Annotated in this window: 27 protein-coding genes and 1 pseudogene; 11 read left to right on the top strand and 17 right to left on the bottom strand. The window is 62.5% G+C overall.

All coding sequences use genetic code 11. From position 1 onward, the window contains the following. Positions 1-163: 163 nt before the first annotated feature. From AB8B20_RS24910 to AB8B20_RS24895, 4 genes are read right to left on the bottom strand one after another with little or no spacing between them, the layout of a single operon-like run. Positions 164-1,060, bottom strand: a complete 897-nt coding sequence (locus tag AB8B20_RS24910; protein ID WP_439073248.1) for an efflux RND transporter periplasmic adaptor subunit — start codon at positions 1,058-1,060, stop codon at positions 164-166. After that, the gene (locus AB8B20_RS24905) at positions 1,057-1,266 is read right to left on the bottom strand and encodes a DUF1656 domain-containing protein (RefSeq protein ID WP_068733131.1); all 210 of its coding nucleotides are present in this window, start codon (positions 1,264-1,266) and stop codon (positions 1,057-1,059) included. Before AB8B20_RS24905 ends, AB8B20_RS24910 begins: the two co-directional genes overlap by 4 nt. Next, the gene (locus AB8B20_RS24900; RefSeq protein ID WP_439073249.1) at positions 1,263-3,329 is read right to left on the bottom strand and encodes an FUSC family protein; all 2,067 of its coding nucleotides are present in this window, start codon (positions 3,327-3,329) and stop codon (positions 1,263-1,265) included. The genes AB8B20_RS24905 and AB8B20_RS24900 overlap by 4 nt, the downstream gene beginning before the upstream one ends. Next, positions 3,326-3,805, bottom strand: coding sequence for a MarR family winged helix-turn-helix transcriptional regulator (locus tag AB8B20_RS24895; RefSeq protein WP_439062127.1), 480 nt, complete (start codon positions 3,803-3,805; stop codon positions 3,326-3,328). Before AB8B20_RS24895 ends, AB8B20_RS24900 begins: the two co-directional genes overlap by 4 nt. Positions 3,806-4,113: 308 nt before the next feature. Between AB8B20_RS24895 and AB8B20_RS24890 the strand changes: the two genes are divergently transcribed. Together AB8B20_RS24890 and AB8B20_RS24885 are read left to right on the top strand one after the other, a co-directional pair. After that, positions 4,114-4,869 (top strand): hypothetical protein, encoded by a 756-nt coding sequence (locus AB8B20_RS24890; protein ID WP_089262507.1) that lies wholly within the window; start codon positions 4,114-4,116, stop codon positions 4,867-4,869. A gap of 48 nt (positions 4,870-4,917) precedes the next feature. Next, positions 4,918-5,586 (top strand): hypothetical protein, encoded by a 669-nt coding sequence (locus tag AB8B20_RS24885; RefSeq protein ID WP_093759593.1) that lies wholly within the window; start codon positions 4,918-4,920, stop codon positions 5,584-5,586. Positions 5,587-5,593: 7 nt separating this feature from the next. Here AB8B20_RS24885 and AB8B20_RS24880 read toward each other — a convergent pair whose 3' ends face one another. The 10 genes from AB8B20_RS24880 to petA all read right to left on the bottom strand — a co-directional run bounded on the left by AB8B20_RS24880 (position 5,594) and on the right by petA (position 16,288). After that, entirely contained in the window at positions 5,594-6,139 is a 546-nt protein-coding gene (locus AB8B20_RS24880) for an adenine phosphoribosyltransferase (RefSeq protein WP_068733118.1), read from the bottom strand. A gap of 28 nt (positions 6,140-6,167) precedes the next feature. Continuing rightward, positions 6,168-8,330 carry an anthranilate synthase component I gene (locus AB8B20_RS24875; RefSeq protein WP_439073250.1) on the bottom strand — a complete coding sequence of 721 codons (2,163 nt, stop codon included), beginning with the start codon at positions 8,328-8,330 and terminating at the stop codon, positions 6,168-6,170. Positions 8,331-8,537: 207 nt separating this feature from the next. After that, positions 8,538-9,017 carry a GNAT family N-acetyltransferase gene (locus tag AB8B20_RS24870; RefSeq protein WP_439073251.1) on the bottom strand — a complete coding sequence of 160 codons (480 nt, stop codon included), beginning with the start codon at positions 9,015-9,017 and terminating at the stop codon, positions 8,538-8,540. A gap of 55 nt (positions 9,018-9,072) precedes the next feature. Beyond that, the gene (locus tag AB8B20_RS24865; protein WP_439073252.1) at positions 9,073-9,558 is read right to left on the bottom strand and encodes a GNAT family N-acetyltransferase; all 486 of its coding nucleotides are present in this window, start codon (positions 9,556-9,558) and stop codon (positions 9,073-9,075) included. Between the two features lie 14 nt (positions 9,559-9,572). Next, a complete protein-coding gene (locus tag AB8B20_RS24860) occupies positions 9,573-10,247 on the bottom strand; it encodes a dienelactone hydrolase family protein (RefSeq protein ID WP_439073253.1) in 675 nt (224 codons plus the stop codon). A gap of 49 nt (positions 10,248-10,296) precedes the next feature. Next, positions 10,297-11,574 carry a flavin-containing monooxygenase gene (locus tag AB8B20_RS24855; protein ID WP_439073254.1) on the bottom strand — a complete coding sequence of 426 codons (1,278 nt, stop codon included), beginning with the start codon at positions 11,572-11,574 and terminating at the stop codon, positions 10,297-10,299. Then, positions 11,571-12,536 (bottom strand): SDR family oxidoreductase, encoded by a 966-nt coding sequence (locus AB8B20_RS24850; protein ID WP_439073255.1) that lies wholly within the window; start codon positions 12,534-12,536, stop codon positions 11,571-11,573. The genes AB8B20_RS24855 and AB8B20_RS24850 overlap by 4 nt, the downstream gene beginning before the upstream one ends. Then, on the bottom strand, positions 12,533-13,462 hold the full coding sequence (locus AB8B20_RS24845) for a bile acid:sodium symporter family protein (protein ID WP_439073256.1): 930 nt from the start codon (positions 13,460-13,462) through the stop codon (positions 12,533-12,535). The genes AB8B20_RS24850 and AB8B20_RS24845 overlap by 4 nt, the downstream gene beginning before the upstream one ends. Before the next feature lie 169 nt (positions 13,463-13,631). Further along, a complete protein-coding gene (locus AB8B20_RS24840) occupies positions 13,632-15,701 on the bottom strand; it encodes a cytochrome c1 (protein WP_439073257.1) in 2,070 nt (689 codons plus the stop codon). A 59-nt stretch (positions 15,702-15,760) separates the two neighbouring features. Continuing rightward, entirely contained in the window at positions 15,761-16,288 is a 528-nt protein-coding gene (gene petA, locus AB8B20_RS24835) for a ubiquinol-cytochrome c reductase iron-sulfur subunit (protein ID WP_068733107.1), read from the bottom strand. 562 nt (positions 16,289-16,850) lie between these two features. Here petA and AB8B20_RS24830 point away from each other — a divergent pair. The 3 genes from AB8B20_RS24830 (at position 16,851) to AB8B20_RS24820 (ending at position 21,065) form a co-directional block, all read left to right on the top strand. Further along, positions 16,851-19,133: a TonB-dependent siderophore receptor gene (locus AB8B20_RS24830; protein WP_439073258.1), complete on the top strand. Its 2,283-nt coding sequence runs from the start codon at positions 16,851-16,853 to the stop codon at positions 19,131-19,133. A 106-nt stretch (positions 19,134-19,239) separates the two neighbouring features. Continuing rightward, complete coding sequence (locus AB8B20_RS24825; protein WP_439073259.1) at positions 19,240-20,529, top strand: PepSY-associated TM helix domain-containing protein; 1,290 nt, start codon at positions 19,240-19,242, stop codon at positions 20,527-20,529. Positions 20,530-20,615: 86 nt separating this feature from the next. Then, a complete protein-coding gene (locus tag AB8B20_RS24820) occupies positions 20,616-21,065 on the top strand; it encodes a tRNA (cytidine(34)-2'-O)-methyltransferase (RefSeq protein WP_439073260.1) in 450 nt (149 codons plus the stop codon). Here AB8B20_RS24820 and AB8B20_RS24815 read toward each other — a convergent pair whose 3' ends face one another. Continuing rightward, complete coding sequence (locus tag AB8B20_RS24815; protein ID WP_115031234.1) at positions 21,066-21,608, bottom strand: hypothetical protein; 543 nt, start codon at positions 21,606-21,608, stop codon at positions 21,066-21,068. It abuts the gene before it with no gap. Positions 21,609-21,800: 192 nt separating this feature from the next. Here AB8B20_RS24815 and queE point away from each other — a divergent pair, with 192 nt between their 5' ends. Next, the gene (gene queE / locus AB8B20_RS24810) at positions 21,801-22,433 is read left to right on the top strand and encodes a 7-carboxy-7-deazaguanine synthase (protein WP_439073261.1); all 633 of its coding nucleotides are present in this window, start codon (positions 21,801-21,803) and stop codon (positions 22,431-22,433) included. A gap of 31 nt (positions 22,434-22,464) precedes the next feature. Next, positions 22,465-22,830, top strand: a complete 366-nt coding sequence (locus AB8B20_RS24805) for a 6-pyruvoyl trahydropterin synthase family protein (RefSeq protein WP_089262534.1) — start codon at positions 22,465-22,467, stop codon at positions 22,828-22,830. A gap of 80 nt (positions 22,831-22,910) precedes the next feature. Here the strand turns inward: AB8B20_RS24805 and AB8B20_RS24800 are convergent, their stop codons facing one another. Together AB8B20_RS24800 and AB8B20_RS24795 are read right to left on the bottom strand one after the other, a co-directional pair. Continuing rightward, entirely contained in the window at positions 22,911-23,360 is a 450-nt protein-coding gene (locus AB8B20_RS24800; RefSeq protein ID WP_093759607.1) for a PaaI family thioesterase, read from the bottom strand. Positions 23,361-23,458: 98 nt separating this feature from the next. Further along, a complete protein-coding gene (locus AB8B20_RS24795; RefSeq protein ID WP_089262538.1) occupies positions 23,459-23,938 on the bottom strand; it encodes a MarR family winged helix-turn-helix transcriptional regulator in 480 nt (159 codons plus the stop codon). On the opposite strand from AB8B20_RS24795, the pseudogene AB8B20_RS24790 reads away from it, so the two are divergent. From AB8B20_RS24790 to AB8B20_RS24775, 4 genes and pseudogenes are all read left to right on the top strand, one after another. Then, positions 23,929-24,144: pseudogene (locus tag AB8B20_RS24790) on the top strand (hypothetical protein); the annotation flags it as partial. The gene AB8B20_RS24795 and the pseudogene AB8B20_RS24790 sit on opposite strands and share 10 nt — an antisense overlap. A 13-nt stretch (positions 24,145-24,157) precedes the next feature. Next, a complete protein-coding gene (locus AB8B20_RS24785) occupies positions 24,158-24,295 on the top strand; it encodes a hypothetical protein (RefSeq protein WP_439074079.1) in 138 nt (45 codons plus the stop codon). A 105-nt stretch (positions 24,296-24,400) separates the two neighbouring features. Continuing rightward, on the top strand, positions 24,401-25,123 hold the full coding sequence (locus AB8B20_RS24780; RefSeq protein WP_120289098.1) for an aspartate/glutamate racemase family protein: 723 nt from the start codon (positions 24,401-24,403) through the stop codon (positions 25,121-25,123). An 82-nt stretch (positions 25,124-25,205) separates the two neighbouring features. After that, positions 25,206-25,403: a YodC family protein gene (locus AB8B20_RS24775; protein ID WP_439073262.1), complete on the top strand. Its 198-nt coding sequence runs from the start codon at positions 25,206-25,208 to the stop codon at positions 25,401-25,403. Positions 25,404-25,416: the final 13 nt, after the last annotated feature.

Raw genomic sequence — 25,416 nt, 5'->3', positions numbered from 1 at the left:
GTTGAAGCACGAACAACTCTACTGTCGTCCCCGCGAAGGCGGGGACCCATAACCTCCATCCTCTCCGCTGAAGTGAAGGCTTCTCCCAACGGTGATCAACGAGACTACAGTGTGTATGGATCCCCGCCTTCGCGGGGATGACAGACTGTGAGTATGAGCTTCGTCAATTCGCCTTCGCGACCGTCGTACGATTGCCCGGCAGAATCTCCACCGTCGCCGTGCGGCCCGCGACGAGTGTAGCGCCGGCCGGGACCGGATCGAGCGCTACGCGCACAGGCACGCGCTGGGCGAGGCGCACCCAGCTGAAGGTCGGCGTTACATTGGCCAGGAGATTGCTGCCTTCAGCGCGGTCACGATCCTCGATGCCGGCGGCAACGCTTTCGACATGGCCGGTGAGCTTGGCGGCGTCGCCCATCAAGTGAATGTGGACGGGATCGCCGACGTGGATCCGCGACAGCTTGGTCTCCTCGAAATAGCCGTCGACATGCAGGCTCGACGTATCGACCAATGCCATCACGCCCTTGCCGGCGGTGACATAGGTGCCGGGGCGCAGGTCCATGTTGGAGATCACGCCCGAGACGGGCGCGTGAACCTCGCTGCGATCGAGATTGAGCTGCGCCACGGCCCGATCGGCAATGGCCTGATCCAGCGACGCCTTGGCCAGCAGCTGCGTTGCAAGCACCTGCTCCTGCTTCTGCTGCGAGACGGCGGCCGTTGTCAATTCCTTGTAACGCTTCAGATCGAGATCGGCCTGTTCAAGGCTGGCTTTGCGACCGGCCACAACGGCTTCGGCCTGCTGCAGTGCCAGCGCGAAACGTGCACGGTCGATCCGCATGATGACGTCGCCGCGGGCCACCTTCTGATTGTCCTTCACCAGAATCTCAGTGACGAAGCCGGAGACATCAGGCGCCACGGTGACCACGTCGGCACGGACGCGGCCGTCGCGGGTCCACGGCGCATCCATATAATAGACCCAGAGATAGCGCCCCACGGCGAGCGCGGCGACGACGGCCAGTGCGGTGACAGCGAAACGACGAACGAAACTCACAGCGTTTTTCATGACAGCAATCCGGAGGACAGATAGACCACGCCGCCCAGCAGGCAGACGTACAGAGCAAGATCGAACAGCGCGCGGTGCCAGACATAGCGATAGAGGCCGGAGCGCTCGATCAACGGGCGTAGCAGTGCGCCGATGGCGTAAGTGATGACCAGCCACAGCATCAGCGATGGCAACAGCACACCGAACAGATCGATTTCATATCTCATGCTGCCACACTCCCGGCATGAAGGCCCGGTTCGGGCAGATAGGCAGGTGCCGTCGGGAACAGACCGCGGCGAATGCCAACGAGCCCGATCAGCGCATCCTCGCGCCCTGCCCCGCGTTCGCCCATGGCTTCCGACAGCGCGTGATCGACTTTCGCCAGCAGTGGTTCCGGCATCGCACCGCCTTTGTAGTTGCGGAAGCTCGCGGCCAGTTCGTCTAGCATCGTGTCCATCGCATTGAGCGTCGGTGACGACAGATGATGCCTTGCGCGGCGCAGATCGACGATATTCAGCCCGACGCGCAATTCGCGCAGGTTGTCGACAGCACGCAGCGGTGAATCCCTCAGCGCCGTCAGCCGTGGCGCCAGAAGGCCGATGCGGTTCAGCATCAGCCCGGCAAAGGCTGCGCGGTCACGATTGCCGCGCTGTTCGGCAGCCTGCGCGATGGCGATCCAGCCGCGCCGCATCAGCCGCTTCACACTCCATTCGGAGCCGACTGAGCGGATCAACTGGATCGAGATGACCGACAGTTCAGTACCGACGAAGAAAGCCACGCTGGAATTGGCGAAACTTGCGAAGTCGGCATTGTAAGTCGTCTGCAACGCCATCAGCGTCGCGGTATTCGCCGCCAGCAGCATGCCGATGAAGAAGGTGGCGGGGCGTGCGATGAGATAGCCAAACAGCAGGAACGGCGGCGCCAGCACGGCGACCAGCACTTCGACATCGGTGATAGCCGGCAGGATCGCGAACAGATAGAGCGCGATGATCACCATCGCGGCCAGCGTCCATTTGGCAAAGCCGCGCAACCCCACCGCGGGATCATCCATGCTGGCGAAGAACGAGCAGCCGACAGCCGCCATGGTCGGTGCTGTCGCGCCATCGGTCCAGCCGGTGGCGATCCAGAACGCGCAGCAGACGAGGATGGTCACGAATACGCCTGCTGCGGACCATAGCGCCATGCCGTGATCGACATGCCGCACCGGGGCCACACCGGCTTCAGCCTGAAAGGCGAGTTTCGCGCCCGGCGGACGGCCGCCCTCGGCAATCGCCTGATTGAGGACCCGGCAATCCGCCGAAATATCGACAAGCTCGCGCATCCGCATCAGCAGACTGGCGATCATGATCTCGGTCCACGACGACGACGCGCTCAGTTTCGGCTGCTGCGCGGCGATCATGCTGCGCAGCCGCTCGGCGGGTTCGCGGTCGGTATCGTTGTCGGCGATCCAGGCGGAGACGTCGTCGATCAGCGCCATCAATTGCGGTGAGGTCGTCCGCGCGTCTTCGCCCAGCGCGTCGATGCGATCGCCCATGGATGACAGCAGCGGCAGGAATGTCAGCATGCGCGTGCGCAGGGCGCGCATCCAGCGTGAAGTCTCGCGTCCGCCGAGCCGATCATAGGCCAGATGATCGGCGAGCGTATCGATATCGACGGCATCGGCGGCGAGCTTGAGGCGCAGATCGCGCGTGGCCGGATCGGCGCTGCGGCCGGCCAGCACGTCTTGGGTCAGCTTGCGCGCACCGGCGAGCCAGCTATCGACCCGCGCTGCAACCGCCGGACCGACGCTGCGCGGCAGCAGGATCGTGGATACCAGCGTCGCGCAGAGAATGCCGACAATGATTTCCTCGCTGCGCGCCACGGCCGTATCGAAGATCGCGGCGGGGTCGTTGACCGAGGGAAAGCTGATCAGCGCACAGGTGTAGCCCGCCAGCATGAACATGTAGCCGCGGGGGGTCCTGTCCAGCAGCGACACATAAAGACAGAGACCGACCCACAGCGCGATGGCGAGACTCAGCAGTTCCGGCGAATTGACCAAGTTCGGCACCAGCACCACGCTGGCCGAAGCCCCAACCAGCGTGCCGATGACGCGAAACAGCGCCTTCGAACGCGTCGCGCCGGCCAGCGGCTGCGAGGCGATATAGACCGTGGCCAGCGCCCAGTAGGGCCGCGGCAGATCCATCGCAAAGCCGATCAGCAAAGCCATCATGCCGGCGATGAAGGTTTTGACGGAGAAGATGATGTCGGCGTGGCGGACGAGAAACGGCGGTTGGGCAGCAGCGGAGGTCATGGCAGCGCCTCCGCCTCCTCGGCGGCCTCATACAGGCGATTGGCCGATAGCTCGATCCGTCCGAGCACATCGAAGGCGATAGCGAGTTCATCCGGCGCGATGCCCTTCATCAGGTCACCGCGCAGCCGGCGCATGACACGCCTGATCTCTTCGGCCTTGGCTTCGCCAAGCGGGGTCAGGTGCAAAACCTTGGCGCGGCGGTCGGTCGGGTCCTCGCGGCGCTCGACCAGCCCTTCGGCGGCCAGCAGGTCGATCAGCCGGACCACCGACGGGCCCTCAAGCCCCATTTCGTCAGCGAGCACGCCCTGACGCACATTCTCCCGTCCGGGCCGCGACAGGATCAGCAGCGGATGGGCCGTGGCTTCGGACAGGCCATGCGCCGACAGGGTCTGGTCAGCCTTGCGGCGCCAGACCCGTGCCAGTCGCGCAACCAGCAGACCCAGTTCGGCCTGGATATGCGCTTGGGAGTGGGGCATGGAAATTAGATAGGACCCTATCGATTAGGCTGCAATCTATTTTGTGCGTCGCATCAATCACGGTGTGGTGAGCGCCGCCGGGGACCCCGGCACCTGCAAGCCAGGTAGGGTAGCCGTAATGCGGGGAAACAACGCCGGCAGCCAAATATTGAGAATTTCCCAATGATTTCCGTGGGCCATATCTTTCAGCGATTGAAATCCCCCTTGTTTCTGCCATGTTCGCGCCCAAAGCAGGCATCGGGTAGTGTTCTCCGGCGCGCGAATCTCCATCGCGCGGATGCTCCAGTTGAAAGCGGCAAAGGAATTCCATGGCGAAGCCAGCAGTGATTGTCGTCGGCGCGGACAAGGGTGGGGTCGGCAAGACCACGGTTTCGCGGACGGTTCTGGACTATTTCAGCGCCAACAACGTTCCGACGCGCGCTTTTGACACCGAAGCGCCGCGCGGCACGCTGAAGCGGTTCCATTCGGACATCACCGAAATCGTCGACATGACGACCACGTCCGACCAGATGAAGATCTTCGATACGCTCAACAGCGCATCCCCCTCGGTGACCGTGATCGACGTCCGCGCAGGCCTGCTGTCCCGGGCGCTGGCCGATCTGCGTGACATCGGCTTCCTCGATGCCGCCAAGTCCGGCCAGATTACCTTTGCCGTTTTCCATATACTCGGCCCGTCGATCGCCTCCCTGGACGAGATCGCCGAGACCGCCGGCTTCATGGACGGCGCGAAGTATTTCCTGGTGAAGAACTTCATCAACAACACCAGCTTCTTCGAATGGGACCAGGCGACCTACAACTCCTATTTCCACCGCATCAAGGGCGCCACCGAGATCACCATCCCGAAGCTGAACGAAATGGCCTATGAGCAGGTCGAGGTCTCCAGCGTGCCGTTCCTGAAATTCGTCGCCAACAAGGGACCGCATGACGAGACCGCGAACTATTCGTTCGTGCTGCGCGGCTATGTCCGGCACTGGCTGGCCAATGTCTGGAGCGAATTCGACCGCATCAAGCTGACCGACATCGTCCACGACAAGCCCGGTGCCCGCAGCCCCGGCGAGAAGTAAGTCCATTTAACGATTGGAGCGGCGTCGGATTCGCCTGATATTGCGCCGATGCGACGCACGCCCGTTTATATCATCTGCTCGACGCGACCGATGGTCGGCAAGACCCTCGTCGCGCGCCTGTTGTGCGAATTCCTGAAGCTGCAGCGCGGCGACGTCACCGCCTTCGATGTCAGCCTGAAAGAACCGTCGCTGCTGGATTTCCTGCCGAAGCTGACCGAGACCGCCGATATCGGCGACACATTTGGCAAGATGTCGCTGATGGACCGGCTCATCATCAATGACGACGTCGCCAAGGTGATCGACCTCGGCTATTTCGCCTTCGACGAATTCTTCAAAATGACCGGCGAGATCGGTTTCGCCAAGGAAGCCGCACGCCGCGGCGTGGCGCCCATCGTGTTCTTCATGGGCGATAGCGACCGCGCCTCATTGCGCGGCTACGAGATGCTGCAGCAGCAGTTCACCCGCAATTCGCTTTATGTGATCGACAACGAACACGTGCTGCGCGGCGAAATCCCGGTGGCGCTGGCGCAGGGCCGCATGCTGCGCATCGCGGCACTGCCGGTGTTCCTCAAGACCTATATCGACCGGCTGAATTTCTCCTTCACCGGCTATTTGCGCTCGGAGCAGGATTCATCCACCGAGCTGCATCAGTGGATCAGGAAGAATTATTTCAGCTTTCGCGAGATCGAGCTGGGACTGCTGCTGCAGGGGTCGTGACGGGCAATCAATGCCCGTCGAACGTCATCAACGTCCGCACCGGCACATTCATCGCCCGCAGCTTCGCCGCGCCGCCGAGATCCGGCAGGTCGATGATGAAACAGGCGGCCATCACCTCAGCACCGATCTGGCGCATCAGTTTGACCGCACCTTCAGCCGTGCCGCCGGTGGCGATCAGATCATCCACCAGGATCACGCGCTCGCCGGGCTTGATGGCATCGGCATGCACTTCCATCTCGTCGATACCGTATTCAAGGGAGTAAGCGATGCGCACGGTCGTGTGCGGCAGCTTGCCCTTCTTGCGGATCGGCACGAAGCCGGCCGAGAGCTGATGCGCCACGGCGCCGCCGATGATGAAGCCGCGCGCTTCCATACCGGCGACCTTGTCGATCTTCAGCCCCGCCCAGGGCTGCACCAGCTCATCCACCGCGCGGCGGAACGAGCGCGCATCACCCAGCAATGTGGTGATGTCGCGAAACAGGATACCCGGCTTCGGATAATCCACAATGGTGCGGACGGAGGCTTTGAGATCGTGCGCGAGTTCGGGTGTCATCAGGGTCTTTCGATTCTTCAGATGGAGATCAGTTGGGGCGCTGCCCCAACCGGAATGCGTTTTCGACGATGCGTAAGCCGACCTCGCCGCCAAGCGACATCAGCGATTCCGGATGAAATTGCACGCCGCCGACCGGCAGCGTCTTGTGTTCGATGGCCATGGCGACACCGTCCTCGGTCGAGGCCGTCACGGTGAGCACATCGGGCATGCTGTCCTGCTCGACAAACAGCGAGTGATAGCGGCCGATGACGATTTCATTGGGCAGACCGTTCATCAACTTTCCGCCCCGCACCTGCACGCGCGACGGCCGTCCATGCGCCGGCTGCGCGAGCTGGCCCAGCACGCCGCCGAAATATTCGCCTATTGCCTGCACGCCAAGACAGACACCGAACACCGGCAGCTTCTTTTCGAGCGCGGTATCCAGCGTTTTGCCGATGCCGAAATCGGCGGGACGTCCCGGCCCCGGCGACAGCACGAGGAGATCGAAACTCTCGCGGTTCAGGACGGTCTGTGCATGGACATGACGAACCACGCTGACGGTGGCGCCGACCTGACGGAAATAATCCGCCAGCATATGCACGAAACTGTCATCGTGATCGATCAGCAAGACCTTCTTGCCCGAACCGGTAGCATCCGGCGCGAAGGCCGACAGCCGCTTCGGCGGATCGCCGCGCAGCGCCTGGAACAGCGCTGCAGCCTTGGTCTGGCATTCCTTCTCTTCGGCGACGGGATCCGAATCGAACAGCAGCGTCGCGCCGACGCGCACTTCGGCGAGACCATCCTTCATGCGGATAGTGCGGATGGTGATCCCGGTATTGATGCCGCCATCGAATGACACGGCACCAATGGCGCCGGCATACCAGCGCCGCGACGAGCGCTCGTTATCCTCGACGAACTGCATCGCCCAGAGTTTCGGCGCACCGGTCACCGTCACCGCCCAGGCATGGGTCAGGAACGCATCGAGCGCATCAAATCCGGGACGCAGCATGCCTTCGACGTGATCGACGGTGTGGAACAGTTTTGAGTAGGTCTCGATCTGCCGACGCGCCAGCACCTTGATGGTGCCGGGCACGCAGACGCGCGCCTTGTCGTTACGATCGACGTCGGTGCACATGTTGAGTTCGAACTCGTCTTTCTCCGAATTCAGGAGCTGTCGGATCTGCTCGGCATCGCCGATGGCATCGACGCCGCGCGCGATGGTGCCAGAGATCGGACAGGTCTCGACCCGTCGCCCGTCGGAACGCACGAACATTTCCGGCGACGCCGCAACAAGAAACTCGCCATCGCCGAGATTCATCAGCGCGCCATAGGGCGACGGGTTGATGACACAGAGCCGCTGGAACACTTCCGCCGGTGAACGTTCGCAGGGCTCGGCGAACAACTGACCGGGCACTGCCTCGAACAGATCGCCGCGCGCAAAGGCAGCACGGGCGTTCTCGACCGTCTTCTGATATTCGCCGGGCGCATGATCGGCAAAGCCCTGGCGCGGTGCCTTGTTATAGCCGCTGTCGGGCGTGTCGCGTGGCAGGCCCTCGGTGGAGCGATCCTTCCAGGTGAAGTCATAGGACATCACCACGCCGCGGCCGGTGGCGCGGTCATAGGCCAGCAGCGTGTCGGGCAGATACAGCACGATGTCGCGCTGGTCGGCCTCGCGCATGCGCTTCTGCTTCAGGTCTTCCATCTGGAACACGAGGTCATAGGCGAAGGCGCCATAGAGCCCGAGCATGGAATCGTCTGAGGAGAACAATTGCGCGACCATGTCGCGCACCAGTGACATCACGCTGGCGCGGCGGGTGCGCTGATCTTCCTCGACCGGCGCCTCGCCGCGGATGATGTGGCCCTTGAGCTTCGACATCGTCCGCCCGTCGAGCGCGATACAGGGATCCTGCAGCGTGTCGGCGAGGAAGGCGATCAACACCTGGCCACGCTTGTTCAGCGCCGTCAGCGTGAAATCCGTTCCGGTGGTTTCCAGCAGCAGCGGCGGGTCGGCGAAGCCGAGATCGAAACTCTCATAGCGGCCGGGCACGGTGGTGCCCGACGACAGCACCACGCCGCGGCGCTGGTCGAGCCGGACGATCAGATCGTCCAGCGCGGTGCCGCCGGTGAAATAATCGACATGGCGCGCCACGGAGAGACCCGCGCGGGTCTTGTAAGCGCTGTCAGCGGGGAGCGAAAACACAGTCCTGTTCATGGTGTCCTCTTAGGAAACATGCCGGAGGGGGCGCCACACAGAACAAACAAGCAAAGGCCGTCGCACTGCGATGGCGGCCTTCGACGATTGAAAATAAGCAAATCGCACCGACCACCTCTTCAGGAGGTGCGCCACCAACGACGGCTGTTGCGGACAGGGGTGCTCATGGCGGGCAAATCACCATGGCCGGCCCGGAAGGTCAAGGGACTAGACGGCCCCCGGCCGCTCCCGGACGAATACCGTCAGTTTAAGCGCCCCGACGCCGTCCTCGATCGGGGTCCAGCCGATGCTCTCGTACCAGGCCCGACGGGGCGGGGCAGCGCAGAGATAGACCCGGGCACGCCCCCGGGAGAAGGCCTCCAGGCACGCCCGCTCGATCAGCGCCGGGGCGATACCCTGTTTGCGGGCATCTGGCTCGGTCCAGACCGCCGCCACCCAGGGCGTATATTGCGGACGCTCGTCGAGATCGGACACCAGCAGCGACGCCGTTCCGAGAAAGTCTGGCCCACGATGGGCCACCAGCGCGATCGGCAGGTCGGTCCCCTGCATGTTCTCGCGCAGTCGCTCGACGATATAGGCCTCGGGCACGCCATGACGCTTCCACCACGCCTGCCAGATCCGATCGGCGACGATGTCGAAGAAGTCGGCCTGCTGGCGCAAATCGGAAATGGTGTAGTCGGATGTCATTGGCCTCGACCTACAGGGTCGGGCCTGTCGCATCAAGCTGCCACGCGGCTATGCATCACGATGTGTGAGATTCACCGGTGAGCCGCTTCAGCATGGGAAAGGATGACGTCGTGCCGAATTTTCCCTGTGGCACTCCGCAGTCTTCATAGCCGGCAGACAGATACAGGCGATGGGCTGTCTCGGTGCTGATCAGATGGCAGACATCGTTGCCATGGTCCCGTGCGGTCGCCTCTAGCTGTGCCAGCATCGCCTTGCTGACGCCCCGGAACCGGGCATCCGGCAAGACGTAGTTGCACGTAATCTCGCCATCGTGTCTGACGATGCCGACGGCGAGCACTGTTTCTTCCTCGACCGCGACGAGAACGAAATTGTCCGGATGGGCGATCCAGCCCTCCACTATTTTAGGAGTCTTGTTGGCGAGCCACCTGTGCAGGATCGCTGGATCGTCATGATGATCGGCGCCGCAGAGCTCGGCGATGGAGCGGCGCAAAACATCGCATATCTCGGCCGCTTCATCGGGGCGCGCTCTGCGGATCAGCATCCGATCATAGGACCTCAGCCCAGGTGCTTCTTGAAGAACGCGGTCGCGCGGCCCCAGGCGAGTTCGGCGGCTTCACGGTCATGTACGCTGACGCGCTGCTCGTTGACGAAAGCGTGGTCGGCGTCATAGCGGAAGAACTCGGCCGACTTGCCGGCAGCCTTCAGGCCGTTCTCGAACGCATCAACCACCGCAGGCGTGCACCAGTCGTCGCGATTGGCGAAATGGCCCTGCAGCGGCACCTGCACATCGGCGGGCTTGGCGGCCTGCTCCGGCGGGATGCCATAGAACGCCACGGCGGCCTTGAGTTCGGGAATCTTGCACGAACCGATGATGGTCACGGCGCCGCCAAGGCAAAAACCGGTGAGACCGACTTTGGCACCGTTGCGCGACAGGTACTGTGCAGCACCGCGCACGGTCTGCGTCGTGGCATCCATGAAATCGAGCGAGTTCATTTCTTTGCCGGCCGCGTCCGTGTCGTGATAGGGCACGACCACGCCGTTATAGAGATCAGGCGCCAGCGCATCGAAGCCGGCCAGCGCGAGACGATCGGCCAGGCCCTTGATCTGCTCCTGCAGGCCCCACCATTCCTGGATGACGACGACGCCGGGCGCATTGCTGGCCTGGGCATTGGCGAGATAGCCCTTGGCTTCCTTGCCGTCGGGGCGCTTGAAGCTGATCGATGTTCCCATGATGTCCTCCGCTGGAATGGTTCGGGGCAACTTATAGACCCCTCACGTGTCAACTCAACCGGGCCAGCGCGCGCTGCAGGTCTCGCTTGTAGGCCAGAAAATCGACAAACAGTCCGTGTTCGCCGCCGTCCCGCCGTGGCGGTTGCACGAACCATTGCGTGATCTCCTGCCGCAGCGCTGCTGCCGCATCCGGCCGGGCACTGCGCGCTGTGAGATAGGCTGCGATCACGCGGGCCTGCAAGGCCCGCCCCTCCCAACCGACGCCGGCGCCTTCGAGAAGTCCGGCCACATACAGACCGTTATCCTCCGACGGAAACATGTTCATGAACAGCCTGGGCGCACCGATCGCGTCCTGCCAATCGAGTGCACGGAGATCGTCCAGGAACGGAAACGTGATCCGGTAACCGGTCGCGAACAGCACCAGATCGACCTCGTCGGAACGGCCATCGGCGAAGGCCACCGACCTGCCGCTGAATTCGCGGATCGGCTTGCGCAGGGCGACATCGCCCTGGCCGAGATGCTGCAGCACCAGCGAATTGACGATCGGCGTGCGGTCATAGAGCCGGTGCTGCGGCTTGGGCAGACCGAAACGCTCCGGCGCGCCGACGATGAAGCGCAGGATCGGCTCGTGCAGCCTTGAGCGCAGGTTCTTCGGAATGATGAAGCGCTTCGGCTTGTGATTGCCTTCGTCCGCCGGGTTGCCAGCGAGAAACTTCGGCACGAAATGATTGCCGCCGCGCACGCTCCACAACACCCTATCCGCGCGATGGATCGCATCCACGACAATGTCGCAGCCGGTATTGCCCATGCCCACCACCAGCACGCGCTGGCCGGTGAAGATATCGGCGGTCTTGTAGTCCTTGGCATGCATCAGTGGGCCATCAAAGGTGCCTGACGTTTTGGGGATCAGGGGATCGCTGAGATGGCCATTGGCGATGACGACGCCGGCATAGTCGGCTGCCGTACCGTCGCTGAAAACGGCGCGCCATCCGCCACCCTGCCGCGCCAGACTGCGCACGCCAGTGTTGAAGCGGATTAGCGGATAGAGATCGAAATGCCGGGCATAGCTCTGCAGATAATCCAGCACCTGGCGATGGCCCGGATAGGCCGGCCAGTCCTCCGGCATCGGGAAATCCGCAAAGGCCGTGGTGCGCTTCGACGAGATCAGATGCGTCGAGGCGTAGACTGCGCTCGGCGCCGCGCCATACAGCCACTGCCCGCCGACATCGGCATTCTGCTCCACGGCTTCCACCGCATGGCCAGCGGCTTTCAGGCTCTGGATTGCGGCAAGACCTGCGGGACCGGCGCCGATGACAAGGAAAGTCATGACATCGGCTCCGGGCGCTCGTCGCGATAGCGTTCGAACACGGCGCGCGCATCGAGCTGCGGTGAGTAGCCGAATTCGGACTTGAGGCGCGTATTATCGAGTACCGGACGATACTGGATGAATTTGACATTCTGTGGTGTCAACTTGGTCAGCCCGAACGCATGGAGCAACCACAGCGCACCCTTCATCACCGCGGGCGGAATTGGAATGAACGGCTTGCCATTCAGCTGCGCAATCTCGCGCAGGCTGAGCGTACCATCGCCGGCGAGATTATAGATGCCGCCCTTGCCAGTGTGCACGGCCTGCGCCAGTGCCGCCACCACATCGGAATCGGCGATCAGCGAGAACGGCGTTGCGGTGCCACTGAGGCCGGTGACAACAGGGCGCTCGAACAATGCAGTGATCTGGTTGTTCGTGGTTGGCCCCAGCACCGTGCAGGGACGAAACACGGTCTGCCGCAATTGCGGATGATCGCTACGCCAGCGCGCCAGCATCTCCTCGACCTCGCGCTTGTTGCGCGCATAAGGGAAATCCTCGTTACCGCGCAGCGGATCGGCCTCGCGCAACGGGACGGGATTGTCGGCGTGATAGCCATAGGCCGCGCCGCTCGAGGTGACGATGAGGTGGCCAACACCAGCCGCGAGACAGGCTTCCAGCACATTGCGCGTGCCCAGCACGTCGATCTCATAGTCGCGCCGGTCGTCGCCGCCGACGGCAACGACCGAAGCCAGATGCACCACCGTACGGGGTTTCACGCGGGCGACGACATCCTTCAAGCCGGGATCGCGAATGTCGCCGTGCTCATAGGCTACGCCGTCGAGGCGCTGTTGTGGCGGCACCTCGCGCAGATCGAGCGCTGTCACCGGCCCGTCACTGCGCGCCAGCTCGCGCAACAGCGCGCTGCCGATGAAGCCAGCAGCGCCGGTGATCAGCACCCCACTATTCGCCATCGCGTCGCTCATGCAGCACCTTCCATGCGTGCCGGATGTGGATCGCGCCGTTTCCACCAGGCCGCCAGCGCCCAGCCGGAGACGAGGTGCCAGACTCCCCAGCCAGCGGCGACCAGCGCAGCCCCGCCAAGGCCGTCGAATTGCGTGAGGATCAGCGCCAGCCCCAGGCCGGAATTATGCATGCTGACTTCGATGGTGAGCGCGCGGGTGTCGTAGTCGCTGAGCCCAAGGATCTTCGCGACGCCCCAGCCGAGTGCGACGGCGATCGCGTTATGCAGCACGACGAATGGCAGCACCGAGGTCGAGAACACCGAGATGTAGCGCCAGTTGGTGACGGTTGCGGCCAAAATAAATCCGATCAGGAACACGAAAGACAGGATCTGCAGCGGCCGGCGCAGACGGTCGGCCAGCCCCGGCAGATGACGCACCGTGAGCAGACCGGCAACCATCGGCACGCCGAGCAGCAGCACGGTCGATCCGATAAACGAGACGAGATCGACGCTCACCTGGCGCAGCAGTGCGGCGGTTTGCGGATTGAGCCCGGCCCAGAACAGGATGTTCAGCGGCGTCGTGACGGACGCAAGCAGGCTGGAGATGCCGGTCATCGACACCGACAGCGCCGTGTTGCCGCGCGCCATATGAGTGATGAGGTTGGAAATGTTGCCGCCGGGACAGGCCGCCACCACCATCATGCCAAGCGCGATGGAAGGCTGCGGCTTCAACACCATGGTGATCGCCCATGTGACCGCCGGCAGGAGGATCAGTTGCGCGGCGAGCCCCGCGAGCGGCGCCGCCGGACGTCGGAACACATCGACGAAATCGGCGACGCGAAGATCGAGCGCGACGCCATACATGATCAGCGCCAGCACGATGCCGAGCGCCATCTGGCCACCCGGACTGATGTTCAGCAGAATATCGTCGATCGCCGCGCCCGCCATCCATCCCCCCGATGAGCGTGGATATCCGTGACGCTCACCGAGCCCGCGTCTCCCGCCTTTGCGCGAAGCTTAGTCAACGGTTCCCCGAGAATCCATGGTCCGGGCGCGCACAGGCTGAAAACGAAAAAGGGCCCCATCGGGGGCCCTTTTGAAAGAATGTTTGCGATGCTCAGTGAGCGTTCGCCCAGACCTTCTTCTTCGTGAAATACATCAGGAACGCGAAGATGATCAGGAACACCATCACCTGCAAGCCAATACGCTTGCGGGCCTCAAGATGCGGCTCCGCGGTCCACATCAGGAAGGTCGAAACGTCCTTGGCGTAGTTCTCGACCTTCTGCGGGGTGCCGTCGTCATAGGTCACCTGATCGTCGGAGATCGGCTTCGGCATCTTGATGGCGTGGCCGGGGAAGTACTTGTTGTAATACGCGCCCGGCGGCAGCTGGAAATCCTTCGGCGCCGGATCGACGTAACCCTGCAGCAGGGCGTCGATATAGTTCGGGCCCTTCTCCTGGAACTGGGTGAAGAAGTCGAACACGAATTGCGGGAAGCCGCGGTCGTAGTTGCGGGCCTTAGCCATCAGCGACAGGTCCGGCGGATAGGCACCGCCATTGGCCGCGCGCGCCGCGTTCTCGTTCGGGAACGGCTTGGGGAATGGATCCGCGAGACGACCGGGACGTTCGAACATATCGCCGGCGTCGTTCGGACCGTCCTGCACCTTGATCTCGGATGCCACTGCCAGCGCCTGAGCCGCAGAGAAGCCCGGGCCGCCCACGTCCGCGAGGTTGCGGAAGTGGATCAGGCTCATCGAGTGACAGGTCGAGCAGACTTCCTTGTAGACCTTGTAACCGCGCTGCAGGGCACCGCGGTCAAACTTGCCGAACGGGCCGGCAAATGACCAGCTCAGAGACGGCGGCGTCGGGCCGCCATGCTCGTCGGCAGCCTTGGCGCTCTGCGTGCCGCCGGCCATCAGGCCACCGGCGAGAACCAGCGCGACGATCGCGGAGGCTGCCTTCTTGCCGTATTTGGCCAGCACATCGTCAGCGATCGAGTTCGGCACTGCGCGCGGCGTTTCGATACGGCTGAGGATCGGCAGCACGATCAGGAAGTAGGCGAAGTAGCAGAACGTCAACACGCGGCCGGCGATGATGTAGATGCCTTCCGCGGGCTTGCCGCCGAGCCAGCCGAGCAGGACAGCCACCACGACGAACATCCAGAAGAACTGCTTGGCCAGCGGACGATACTTCGACGACTTGGTCTTGGCGGTATCGAGCCAGGGCAGGAAGGCCAGCACGATGATCGCCGAGAACATCGCGATGACGCCGCCGAGCTTGCTCGGAATCGAACGCAGGATGGCGTAGAACGGCAGGTAGTACCATTCCGGCACGATGTGCGCGGGCGTCACACCCGGATTGGCCGGGATATAGTTATCGGGATCGCCGAGATAGTTCGGGATGTAGAACACGAACCAGGCGTAGAAGATCATGAAGCAGACCATGCCGAAACCATCCTTGATGGTCGCGTAGGGCGTGAACGGCACGGTATCCTTCTCGGTCTTCGGCTCGACGCCGGCCGGATTGTTCTGACCGGCGACATGCAGCGCCCAGACGTGCAGCACGACGACGCCGGCGATCACGAAGGGCAGCAGGTAATGCAGCGAGAAGAAGCGGTTCAGCGTCGGATTGCCGACCGAATAGCCGCCCCACAGCAGGGTCACGATGCTCTCGCCCACATAGGGAATCGCCGAGAACAGGTTGGTGATGACGGTGGCGCCCCAGAAGCTCATCTGGCCCCACGGCAGCACGTAGCCCATGAAACCGGTCGCCATCATCAGAAGGTAGATGATCACGCCAAGGATCCAGAGGATTTCGCGCGGTGCCTTGTACGACCCGTAATACAGGCCACGCAGCATGTGGATGTAGACGGCGATGAAGAACATCGATGCGCCGTTGGAGTGCAGATAACGCAACAGCCAGCCGTAATTCACATCGCGGACAATGCTCTCGACCGAATTGAACGCCATATCCACATGCGGCGTGTAGTGCATCGCCAGGATCACGCCGGTGACGATCTGCACGCCGAGCATGAAGGAGAGGATGCCGCCGAACGTCCACCAGTAATTCAGGTTACGCGGTGTCGGATAGGCAACGAAGGAGGAATGGACGAGGCCGATAATTGGCAGACGCTTTTCAATCCACTGCAAAGCGGGATTGGTCGGCTGGTAGGTCGATGGTCCGCTCATGATGCGATCCTGAGAAGAGAAAAACACTATCGGCGCGAGATCGGATGGGATCCGACAGCTCAGCCGATCTTGATCTTGGTGTCAGAGACGAAGGCGTAAGGCGGGATCGGCAGGTTGAGCGGCGCCGGACCCTGACGGATGCGGCCCGAAGTGTCGTAGACCGAGCCGTGGCAGGGGCAGAAAAAGCCGTCGTAAGCGCCTTCGTGAGCAATCGGGATGCAGCCCAGATGGGTGCAGATGCCGATGACGACCAACCACTGGTCGTGGCCTTCCTTGACGCGGGCCTGATCGGTCTGCGGATCGGGCAGGCTCGACACCGGAACGGCGCGCGCCTCTTCGACCTGCTTCTTGGTCCGGTTCATGATGTAGATCGGCTTGCCGCGCCAGAACACCTTGATGTCCTGCCCCTCGGCGATGGGGGCCAGATCGACCTCGATCGGCGCACCCGCCGCGATGGTCGAAGCATCTGGATTCATTTGAGAAATCAGCGGCCAGACGGCGGCTGCGGCGCCCACTGCAGCCACTGCCCCAGTGGCCACGAACAAGAAATCACGGCGCGTGTGTTCCGCCGAAGACGTTGTCGTCACGATCCCAACCCTTTCTTATCTGCAGCCGGCTTAGACACTCCCGGTCACGTCTTTGCGTTGACCTGAAGCAAAAAACCGACGCCCGCGATTCTCCCCACGGCGGCAGAGGCCTACTAGTCCTTGCCTAACAGGCAGAACACGCAGTCCAGAATCGTTCTATTGGCACCCTTGGTGCGGCAGTGCAAGCCTACGATCGGCGAAGCAAGATGCGATGCACCACAGAATCAACGCCTTTCCGCGCGGCGGATAATTCGGCACGTCGTGACTATCGGAAACGGCCATCAGGCTTTGCGCGGACAAAGGATCGCGATTCGCAGTCGATCGCGCTCCGCCGATTTTCCGGACACCTCTCGCGCGCCACGATTCGCGCGACGGTCAGGCAAAAACAGCAACAATTCATGATCGTGAATAATTCTGCGTCGTTTCAGCAACAAATCGCGCTCAAGTAGCGGGTTTGAAGACGTTCTAAATCCCTAATTCTGTTCTCATTCTTCGCCTGCGCTAAAGCGAAAGCATCCAAATTTTACCGGTAGAGCCGGCCTAACTGGGGCATCGCAGCGTCATGACAACATTCCACTCCATCGAATCGGCAACTCGGCTGCACATGCTGCGGGCTCTATGTCTTTGCGCCGTCAGCGGTCTCGCTTTGTCGATTCCGACAGGTGCTGCCGACGCTCAGTCTGCCCTGCCACCAGTGACGGTGGATGCGCCGCAGCAGCGTACGCGTCCGGCGACGGCCAGGCCGACCCAGCGCGCATCGACCAGCCGCGCTGCCCGCACCAATCGCACGGCCCGTGCGCCGCAGGCGGCACCGGTGGCACCAGCCAATCCCAACGCCGGTGAGCGCGCCGGCGGCCCCGTGATCGGCTTCGTCGCCAATCGCAGCGGCTCCGCCACCAAGACCGACACCCCGATCATGGAAACTCCGCAATCGATCTCGGTGATCACCTCCGACCAGATCAAGACCCAGGACGCACAGACCCTCACTCAGGCGCTGCGCTACACCGCGGGCGCCAATGGCGACGTCAATGGCGGTTCCGACACCCGCAACGGCGGCATTCAGATCCGCGGCTTCGACATGACGCAGCAGGGGCTGTATCTTGATGGCCTGCGGCTGCCCAGCACGCCCTATATCCATTTCGACAGCCTCGATCCCTTCGGCGCGTCTCGTCTCGAAGTGCTGAAAGGGCCGTCCTCGGTGATGTATGGTGGCAGCGGGCCGGGCGGCATTCTCAACTATGTCAGCAAGCTTCCGACCGCCCGGCAGTTCGGCGAAATCTCGGTGTCAGGCGGCAGTTTCGACCGCTATCAGGGCGAGTTCGATTTTGGCGGCCCCGCCAACAAGGAAGGCACAGTGCTCTATCGCCTGACCGGTCTGGTCCGCGACGGCGGCACCCAGGTCGATGACGCCAGGGACAGCCGCGTCTTCATCGCGCCGGCCGTCACCTTCAAGCCGAACGAAGAAACCACACTCACAGTGCTGGCGAATTATCAGAAGGAGAAGAACGGCTGGGGTCTGCAGTTCCTGCCGGCATCCGGCACGATCTATCCGAATGCGGGCCGTATCATCCCTATCAACCGCAACACCGGCGAACCCGGCTTCAACAGATACAACAACGAGATCGCTTCGGTTGGCTACCTGTTCGCGCATAACATCAACGACAACCTGACCTTCCGGCAGAACCTGCGCTACTCGTGGATGCACAACGAATCCGACAGCATCAATGCCGGCGGTTACCTCGACGAAGCCGCCGGACTGCTCTACCGCTACGGCGGATCATCGGCCTCTACGATCAACTCCATCGCCGTCGACAACCAGCTGGAGGGCCACTTCACCACCGGCATCCTGAGCCACACCACGCTGTTCGGCATCGACTATCGAAACACGACATCGACCGACGTCAACACGAGCTACAGCGCCGATCCCCTCAACGTCTTCAACCCCGTCTACACCAACACCTGGACCAAGGGCGCCCTCTACGAAGACTATCGTGTGAAGCAGTCGCAGGTTGGTATCTATGCGCAGGACCAGATCAAGCTCGGCCGGCTCTCGGTCCAGCTCGGTGGCCGGCAGGATTTTGCCAAGACGACCTACGACAATTACATGGACGGTTCATCGACCTCCACCGACGCCTCGGCCTTCACCGGTCGTGCAGGCGTGATCTACAATTTCGACAGCGGCGTGGCGCCCTATTACAGCTACTCGGAATCTTTTCTGCCGGTGCTGAACATCGCCAATGGCAGCCTGCTGGCGCCGGAAACAGCGCATCAGCATGAGGTCGGCATCAAGTATCAGCCGGTCGGCGTCAATGCGATGATCACACTCGCCGCATTCGACCTGACGCGGCAAAATGTCGTTCGCTTCCTGCCTGTTGCGCCGTTCACGGCGATTCAAACCGGCGAGGTCAATTCGCGCGGCATCGAACTGGAAGCCACCGCCACCCTCGCCGCCGGCTTCAATGTCCGCGCCGCCTATTCCTACATCGACATCGAAGTCACCAAGGATCCGGTGAATGTTGGCAAGGCTCTGACCACCGTGCCGATGAATCGCTTGGGCATCTGGAGCGACTACACGATGCAAGGCGGCCTGTTCGAGGGCGTCCAGGTCGGCGGCGGCATTCGCTACATCGGCGATAGCTGGGCCGACGATGCCAACACAAGCAAGGTGCCGGGAGCCACCGTGGTCGACGCGCTGCTGGCCTATAATCAGAAGAACTACCGGCTCGCGCTCAACGTCACCAACGTTGCGGACACCCGCTATGTTTCATCCTGCTACAGCCCCGTCTATGGCTGCTTCTACGGTGACTCGCGCAAAGTCGTCGCCAAGCTGACCTATCGCTGGTGAACATTAGAATCACCCTAAAACGCGACAATACGCCACCGCCGGTCTCTCGACCGGCAGTGGCGACACTTGGTAGTAAACGCGACCACAACAACACGGGCGGAACGCCATGAGATCGATCTTCGGGCGCCTGCATCGCTGGGCTGGACTCCTCACCGCAGCATTTCTGTTTTTCTCGGGCGTTACCGGCGCGGTTATCTCGTGGGATCACGAGCTTGACGATCTTCTCAACAGCAAGCTGAAGGATGTCACCACCGCAGGCCCCGCCAAACCGTCGATCGAACTCGCGGGCTTGATCGAGCAGCGCGATCCGCGCGCGCGCGTGATCCACATGTACATGACGCCGGAAAAGAATGAGTCGCTCTCGTTCTTTGTTCTGCCGCGGATCGATCCCACGACAAGCAAGCGTTACACGCTCGATTACAATCAGATCTTCCTCGATCCCAACACCGGTGAGGAACTCGGCCGCCGCTATTGGGGCGCCGTCTGGCCCGTGACCCGCGAGAACTTCGTCTCGTTTCTCTACAAGCTGCACTACACGATGCACATCCCGGAATTCTGGGGCAGCGACCGCTGGGGCATGCGCATCCTCGGCGTCATCGCCATCATCTGGACCATCGATTGCTTCATCGGATTCTATCTGACACTGCCGTCGCGCAAACGCGTCAAGGCGGGAGCCGCTCCCGCCGTCGCGCGCGAACTCGGCAAGGGGTTCTGGGCGCGCTGGAAGCCGGCCTGGATGATCAAGACCTCGGGCAGCGCCTACCGGATCAATTTCGACATCCACCGCGCCTTCAGCCTGTGGACCTGGGCCCTGCTCTTCATCATCGCCTTCACGGCGTTCTCGCTGAACCTGTATTTCGAAGTCTTTTCGCCGCTGATGAAGAAGTTCTCGGACTACACGCCGACGCCTTACGAGCAGCGTGAGTATCGTCACCTCGATAATCCGATCGAACCCAAGATGACCTGGGCCCAGATCCTCGAACGCGCCACCGCCGACGGCAAGGCGCGCGGCTGGACCACACCGATCGGCTCGCTGTTCTATGGCCCGGCACACGGCGTGTATCAGGTGTTCTTCTTCGAACCTGGTGACGATCACGGCGCCGCAGGCGTCGGCCCGCCGTCGCTTTTTTACGACAGCGAGGACGGCCGCCCGCTCGGCGCCAAGCTGCCCTGGGTCGGGACCGCCGCGGACATCTTCGTGCAGATGCAGTTCCCTATGCATTCGGGACGAATCCTGGGTCTGCCCGGCCGCATCCTGATTTCGGCGATGGGCCTGGTCGTGGCGGCGCTCTCAGTCACCGGCGTGGTGATCTGGTCGCGCAAGCGCCGCGCACGCGTGAAGGTACGCGAGACAACGGAAGCACGTTCGAATACGCGACTCGCGCCGGCGGAGTAGAGCCGCCGGCCTTGTCCGACTGCATGTCAGGCGGTATCGCCTGACATGGGCCGCGTCGATCAAGATGCGGCCGGAGAAAGTCCGCCGTGCGCATCGCCCTCTACCAGCCTGACATTCCGCAGAACACCGGCACCATCCTGCGGCTCTGTGCCTGTCTCGATGTCGAAGCGCATATTATCGAACCGGCGGGCTTTCCGACCTCCGACCGCCATTTCCGCCGCGCCGGCATGGACTATCTCGATCAGGTATCGATCGTCCGGCACGATTCATGGCGGCATTTCGAGGACTGGCGGCGCGAGGCCGGTCATCGCCTAGCGCTGTTCACCACCAAGGGCGCCACGCCCTATCTCGAGCATCGCTATTCTGACGATGAGATTCTGCTGTTCGGCCGCGAGAGTGCCGGTGTGCCGGAGGAGGTTGCGACCGCCGCAGAGAACCGCGTGGTCATTCCCATGCGTGAGAGTCTGCGGTCGATCAATCTGGCGATGACGGTGGCCATGGCATTGGGAGAGGCCCTGCGGCAGACGCGCGGCTGACTACCGCCCGCTCGGCACACGCGTGGCGATGTAGTCTTTGCCCTTCGCCGTGAAGGTTTCGCGGATGATGAAGCCGTCCGCCGGCGACATCGGGCCGATCGGCACTGGCCCCGTGGGCATGATCAGCGTGGCATTGCCGCCGACGAAGATCAGCAGGTGGCGACGTTCTGCCAGCAGCTTCTCCGACCAGGCGATCAGGCCGGAATGGATCGGCTCCTTCTGCCAGGCGAAAGGCGTGCCGGGATCGACCTGGCCATATATGAAGCCCGTCGTCGGATAGACCGAAAACACGATCTTCGAGTTTTCCGGCTTCCAGGATTCCGGCATCTCGTTGTCCTGGATCCAGACGCAATCGAAGGCGCGGCATTGCTGCGGCCGGCTGTCGTAGATCTTACAACCCTGCGCGATCGCGCAGTGCTTGCACCACTTGCCCGCCGGCTTGGCGAGGTCGTCGATGCGATAGACCTTGCAGCACATGGTGCAGGTCCCGCACGTACGTGTGGCGGCGGCAGAACTGCCGGATGTGACGAGCGACGGCTGCATGGTATCCAGGTGCGACAATTTGACGTGATGTCATCGACCTTTGGCGGCCCGCGCCGGACATCGCAATTGACATGTCGGTGATCGGCCGGGACATCCACCGGCTAGCCGTGCTAAGAGCCGCGGCTTACCCCATATGGAACCGAGATGTGGCCCGAGGCGGATCGGGCATGCCGGTTTTAGAGAGCTAAGACAGTGAGTTACGCGGTCAAAGAGATTTTCCTGACATTGCAGGGCGAAGGCGCCCATGCCGGCCGCGCGTCCGTCTTCTGCCGGTTCTCGGGCTGCAACCTCTGGACCGGCCGGGAGCAGGACCGCGCGGAGGCCACCTGCCAGTTCTGCGACACCGACTTCGTCGGCATGGACGGCACGCTGGGCGGTCGTTACCCCACCGCCGACCAGCTCGCCGACACCATCGCCGCGCAATGGGTGGGCCCTTCCGATAACCGCTATGTGGTGCTGACCGGCGGCGAGCCGCTGCTGCAGGTGGACGCCGAACTGATCGACGCGCTGCATGCGCGCGGCTTCGAGATCGGCGTCGAGACTAACGGCACGGTCGCGCCGCCCGAAGGCATCGACTGGATCTGCGTCAGCCCGAAGGCCGGTGCGGAACTGGTGGTGCACAGCGGACACGAATTGAAGCTGGTCTATCCGCAGGCGCAGGCGATGCCGGAAAAATTCGAAGGCCTCACCTTCGAGCGTTTCTCATTGCAGCCGATGGACGGGCCGGACGCCATCAGCAATACCGCTGACGCAGTGGACTACTGCCTGCGCCACCCGCAATGGCGGCTAAGCGTGCAGACACACAAGACACTTGGGATCCGCTAAGGACCCGGACTTCTAAGGACGACGACTTCCTATGTGGGAACTGACCAAATCGTTTCGCTTCGAGGCGGCGCATGCGCTGTCTCACACCACGCTCGGTGAAGTGAGCCAGGAAATCCATGGCCACTCCTTCCGTGCCGAAGTCACCATCCGCGGCGTACCTGATCCCGTGACCGGCATGGTGATGGATCTCGGCTTGCTCGACCGCAGCCTCGATGAGCTGCGCAAGACGCTCGACCACAAGTTTCTCAACAAGATCGAAGCGATCGGCATTCCGACGCTGGAAAATCTCTCACGCTTCATCTGGGACCGCGTCGCCGACAAGGCTCCGGTCGTCCGCGTCGGCGTGTTTCGCGACAGCTGCAACGAGAGCTGCGTATATTTCGGGCCGAAGGGTTAGAGGCTTTATTGGAGCATGATCTCTCGACAAACGAATTCGTTTGTCGGCGAAAACCGGAATCCAGTTTTCGGGATCATGCTCTAGTCTTTTCCCGTGATCATGCAGGTCGCGGTCGCATGCGCGCAAAGCCTGCCATCCTTGTCGGTTAGTGTACCCTCCGTAGCAGCCATCCTGCGCCCCATGTGAATGATACGGCCTTCGGCGCGGATCGGCCCTGACGCGGCCGTCATGGCACGGATATAGGTGACCTTGAGATCGAGCGTCGCGTAACCAGTGCCCGCAGGCAGCGAGGTCTGCACTGCCAATGCGATGGCGCCGTCCAGCATCGTGGCTGCGTAACCGCCATGCACCGTTCCGAGCGGATTGTAGTGATCCTCGTTCGGCGAGCCGACCAGCACAACCTTGCCCTGCTCTGCGGACTCGCCCTTGATGCCGAGTGTGCGGCCGATGCCGCGCGCAAATCCGCCTGCGGCGAAGGCCTGCTGCACAAGCTTCAGTCCGCTGCTCGCGTCACCAATCTCAGTTGTCATGTTTGCCTCCGCCGTCCCGTGAACATCCTTGTTATGGGACCGGGATGGCAGAGCTTGCCTATCAAGTCAATATTGTTGACCTCAAGACTTGAACTTGGCTAGTCGCGCGCCGCCTCCGCCATCACCGCCGACCATGCGGCCTGGCTGCCCGCCCCCGCCTTCTTGAAGGCGCGGGCCATGATCTTGCGCTCATGACCGGATGCGATGCGCTCGACCGCGCGGCCGGCGGGCGTCAGTTCAAGAATCTTGAAACGATGCCGCGTCGGATCGCGCTTGACGGCCACATAGCCCTCATCGAGCAATTGCTTCATCGGGCGATGCAGCGCCTGTTTCGAAATCTGCAGGATCGCCAGCAGATCCGACATCGTGATGCCCTCGCCGCGCAGCACGGCATAGAGAATGCGATGGTGAACCCGAGACAGGCCGACCGTCGCCAGATACTCGTCAGCCGCACGCGTCATCCCGCGCCATCCGAAATACATCAGCGCCAGTGCATCATCGAGCGGATCGAGTTTCTTAAGGTCAATATCATTGACTTGAGAAACGGCGATGCTAGGTTTTCTGGGAGATGGGCTCATCGAAGGCTCACGACAGGGAGACGGGACTCATGTTGACGCGGCAGGACGCGATGGCATTCGCGCAGCAATGGGCTGCAAACTGGAATCGGCTCGCGATCGATACGATCGTTAATCATTTTGCTCCCGAAGGTGAGATGCGCAGCCCGCTGGCAACGAAACTGGCGGGATCATCCACCATAAAGGGACGCGACGCCATTCGCACCTACTGGCACGCCGCCTATGGCGGGCTATCCGAGCCACATCTCACCCTGGAGCGCGCCGCTGCCCGGTGGACCGACCCGGGCGTGCGAGATGATGGATTTCGATGCCGATCACCAGATCGTCCGCAGCGAAGCCTATTACGGCGCCGGCAGCTAGGACGGCGGCGGGCGGCACGTCTCATGCGCCCGCATGCGTTTCGATGATCGCCGTGCATTTCCCGCACTGGCGCCTATAGTGGACGGACTCATCGAGAGCCCCCCTGTGCGCATTCTGTTGATCAATCCCAACACCACCGAGAGCGTCACCACGCTCGTAAAACGGCATGTCGAGGCCGTAGCCGGCGATGCCGCGACCTTTGTGCCGGCGACCGGCCGGTTCGGCGCCCGCTATATTTCGACGCGCGCCTCGGCGGCCATCGCAGGCCATGCGGCGCTCGACGCCTATGCTTCTCATGGCGCCGGCTGCGATGCGGTCTACCTCGCCTGCTTCGGCGACCCCGGCCTGCTGGCGCTGCGCGAAATTGCAGACGTTCCCGTGGTCGGCATGGCCGAAGCTTCCTGCATCGAGGCCTCCAGACGCGGGCGTTTCGCCATCGTCACCGGCGGCGCGCTGTGGGGGCCGATGCTCCGGGAGTTCGTCGGGAGCATTGGCTTGGCCGACAAGCTCGCCAAGGTGCGCACCATCGCACCGACCGGCGGCGATATCGCGCGGAATCCCGATGCAGCACTGGCTGCGCTCGCCAGCGCCTGCACGGCCTGTGCCACGGACGACGGGGCCGAGGTCGTGATCCTTGGCGGCGCAGCACTCGCCGGCCTTGCGTCTCGCATCCAAGCTGACGTGCCGGTACCCGTCTTGTGTTCCGTCGAAACCGGCACGCGTGCCGTGATCGCCGCAGCAGCGAAAGGTCTCGACAGCAGCCCGCCGCCTGCGCTGGAGAGCGTCGGCCTCGGCGCGGAACTCGCAAAACTGCTTCAGCAAAAATAGCTGACAGAAACATCCCCGTGTTCGGCCTGTCATGACGCGGAGCTAGACTCAGCGCGTGTCACACACATTTCGGGAGCCGACCATGGAATTGAAATCAGGCGATGTCGTCATGCTGAAGTCGGGCGGTTGCCCGCTGACCGTGGCCGACATTGACGGCGACAACATCGAATGCATCTGGCTGGGCGAGGAAGGCGATCTGTTCCGCGAGACCCTTCCGCGTGCCGTGCTCGAACTCGCCCTCGTCATCCCGCATGACGACGAGCGAAGAGGACGAAGCTGAAGAACACGACGAC

This window comes from Tardiphaga sp. 866_E4_N1_4 (assembly GCF_052076075.1).
GTDB classification, from domain to species: domain Bacteria; phylum Pseudomonadota; class Alphaproteobacteria; order Rhizobiales; family Xanthobacteraceae; genus Tardiphaga; species Tardiphaga robiniae.
This window is presented reverse-complemented; position numbering and strand designations above follow the sequence as displayed.

Bases quoted from the DNA above. Each gene is read 5' to 3' on its own strand.
- AB8B20_RS24830 (WP_439073258.1), top strand. From the start codon at position 16,851: ATGACAACATTCCACTCCATCGAATCGGCAACTCGGCTGCACATGCTG.
- AB8B20_RS24855 (WP_439073254.1), bottom strand. From the start codon at position 11,574: ATGACTTTCCTTGTCATCGGCGCCGGTCCCGCAGGTCTTGCCGCAATC.
- AB8B20_RS24910 (WP_439073248.1), bottom strand. From the start codon at position 1,060: ATGAAAAACGCTGTGAGTTTCGTTCGTCGTTTCGCTGTCACCGCACTG.
- AB8B20_RS24785 (WP_439074079.1), top strand. From the start codon at position 24,158: ATGGCGGGCTATCCGAGCCACATCTCACCCTGGAGCGCGCCGCTGCCC.
- AB8B20_RS24890 (WP_089262507.1), top strand. From the start codon at position 4,114: ATGGCGAAGCCAGCAGTGATTGTCGTCGGCGCGGACAAGGGTGGGGTC.
- AB8B20_RS24885 (WP_093759593.1), top strand. From the start codon at position 4,918: ATGCGACGCACGCCCGTTTATATCATCTGCTCGACGCGACCGATGGTC.
- AB8B20_RS24880 (WP_068733118.1), bottom strand. From the start codon at position 6,139: ATGACACCCGAACTCGCGCACGATCTCAAAGCCTCCGTCCGCACCATT.
- AB8B20_RS24865 (WP_439073252.1), bottom strand. From the start codon at position 9,558: ATGCTGATCCGCAGAGCGCGCCCCGATGAAGCGGCCGAGATATGCGAT.
- AB8B20_RS24840 (WP_439073257.1), bottom strand. From the start codon at position 15,701: ATGAGCGGACCATCGACCTACCAGCCGACCAATCCCGCTTTGCAGTGG.
- AB8B20_RS24775 (WP_439073262.1), top strand. From the start codon at position 25,206: ATGGAATTGAAATCAGGCGATGTCGTCATGCTGAAGTCGGGCGGTTGC.
- AB8B20_RS24895 (WP_439062127.1), bottom strand. From the start codon at position 3,805: ATGCCCCACTCCCAAGCGCATATCCAGGCCGAACTGGGTCTGCTGGTT.
- AB8B20_RS24805 (WP_089262534.1), top strand. From the start codon at position 22,465: ATGTGGGAACTGACCAAATCGTTTCGCTTCGAGGCGGCGCATGCGCTG.
- AB8B20_RS24900 (WP_439073249.1), bottom strand. From the start codon at position 3,329: ATGACCTCCGCTGCTGCCCAACCGCCGTTTCTCGTCCGCCACGCCGAC.
- AB8B20_RS24875 (WP_439073250.1), bottom strand. From the start codon at position 8,330: ATGAACAGGACTGTGTTTTCGCTCCCCGCTGACAGCGCTTACAAGACC.
- AB8B20_RS24845 (WP_439073256.1), bottom strand. From the start codon at position 13,462: ATGGCGGGCGCGGCGATCGACGATATTCTGCTGAACATCAGTCCGGGT.
- AB8B20_RS24870 (WP_439073251.1), bottom strand. From the start codon at position 9,017: ATGACATCCGACTACACCATTTCCGATTTGCGCCAGCAGGCCGACTTC.
- AB8B20_RS24825 (WP_439073259.1), top strand. From the start codon at position 19,240: ATGAGATCGATCTTCGGGCGCCTGCATCGCTGGGCTGGACTCCTCACC.
- AB8B20_RS24850 (WP_439073255.1), bottom strand. From the start codon at position 12,536: ATGAGCGACGCGATGGCGAATAGTGGGGTGCTGATCACCGGCGCTGCT.
- AB8B20_RS24800 (WP_093759607.1), bottom strand. From the start codon at position 23,360: ATGACAACTGAGATTGGTGACGCGAGCAGCGGACTGAAGCTTGTGCAG.
- AB8B20_RS24860 (WP_439073253.1), bottom strand. From the start codon at position 10,247: ATGGGAACATCGATCAGCTTCAAGCGCCCCGACGGCAAGGAAGCCAAG.
- AB8B20_RS24905 (WP_068733131.1), bottom strand. From the start codon at position 1,266: ATGAGATATGAAATCGATCTGTTCGGTGTGCTGTTGCCATCGCTGATG.
- AB8B20_RS24815 (WP_115031234.1), bottom strand. From the start codon at position 21,608: ATGCAGCCGTCGCTCGTCACATCCGGCAGTTCTGCCGCCGCCACACGT.
- AB8B20_RS24795 (WP_089262538.1), bottom strand. From the start codon at position 23,938: ATGAGCCCATCTCCCAGAAAACCTAGCATCGCCGTTTCTCAAGTCAAT.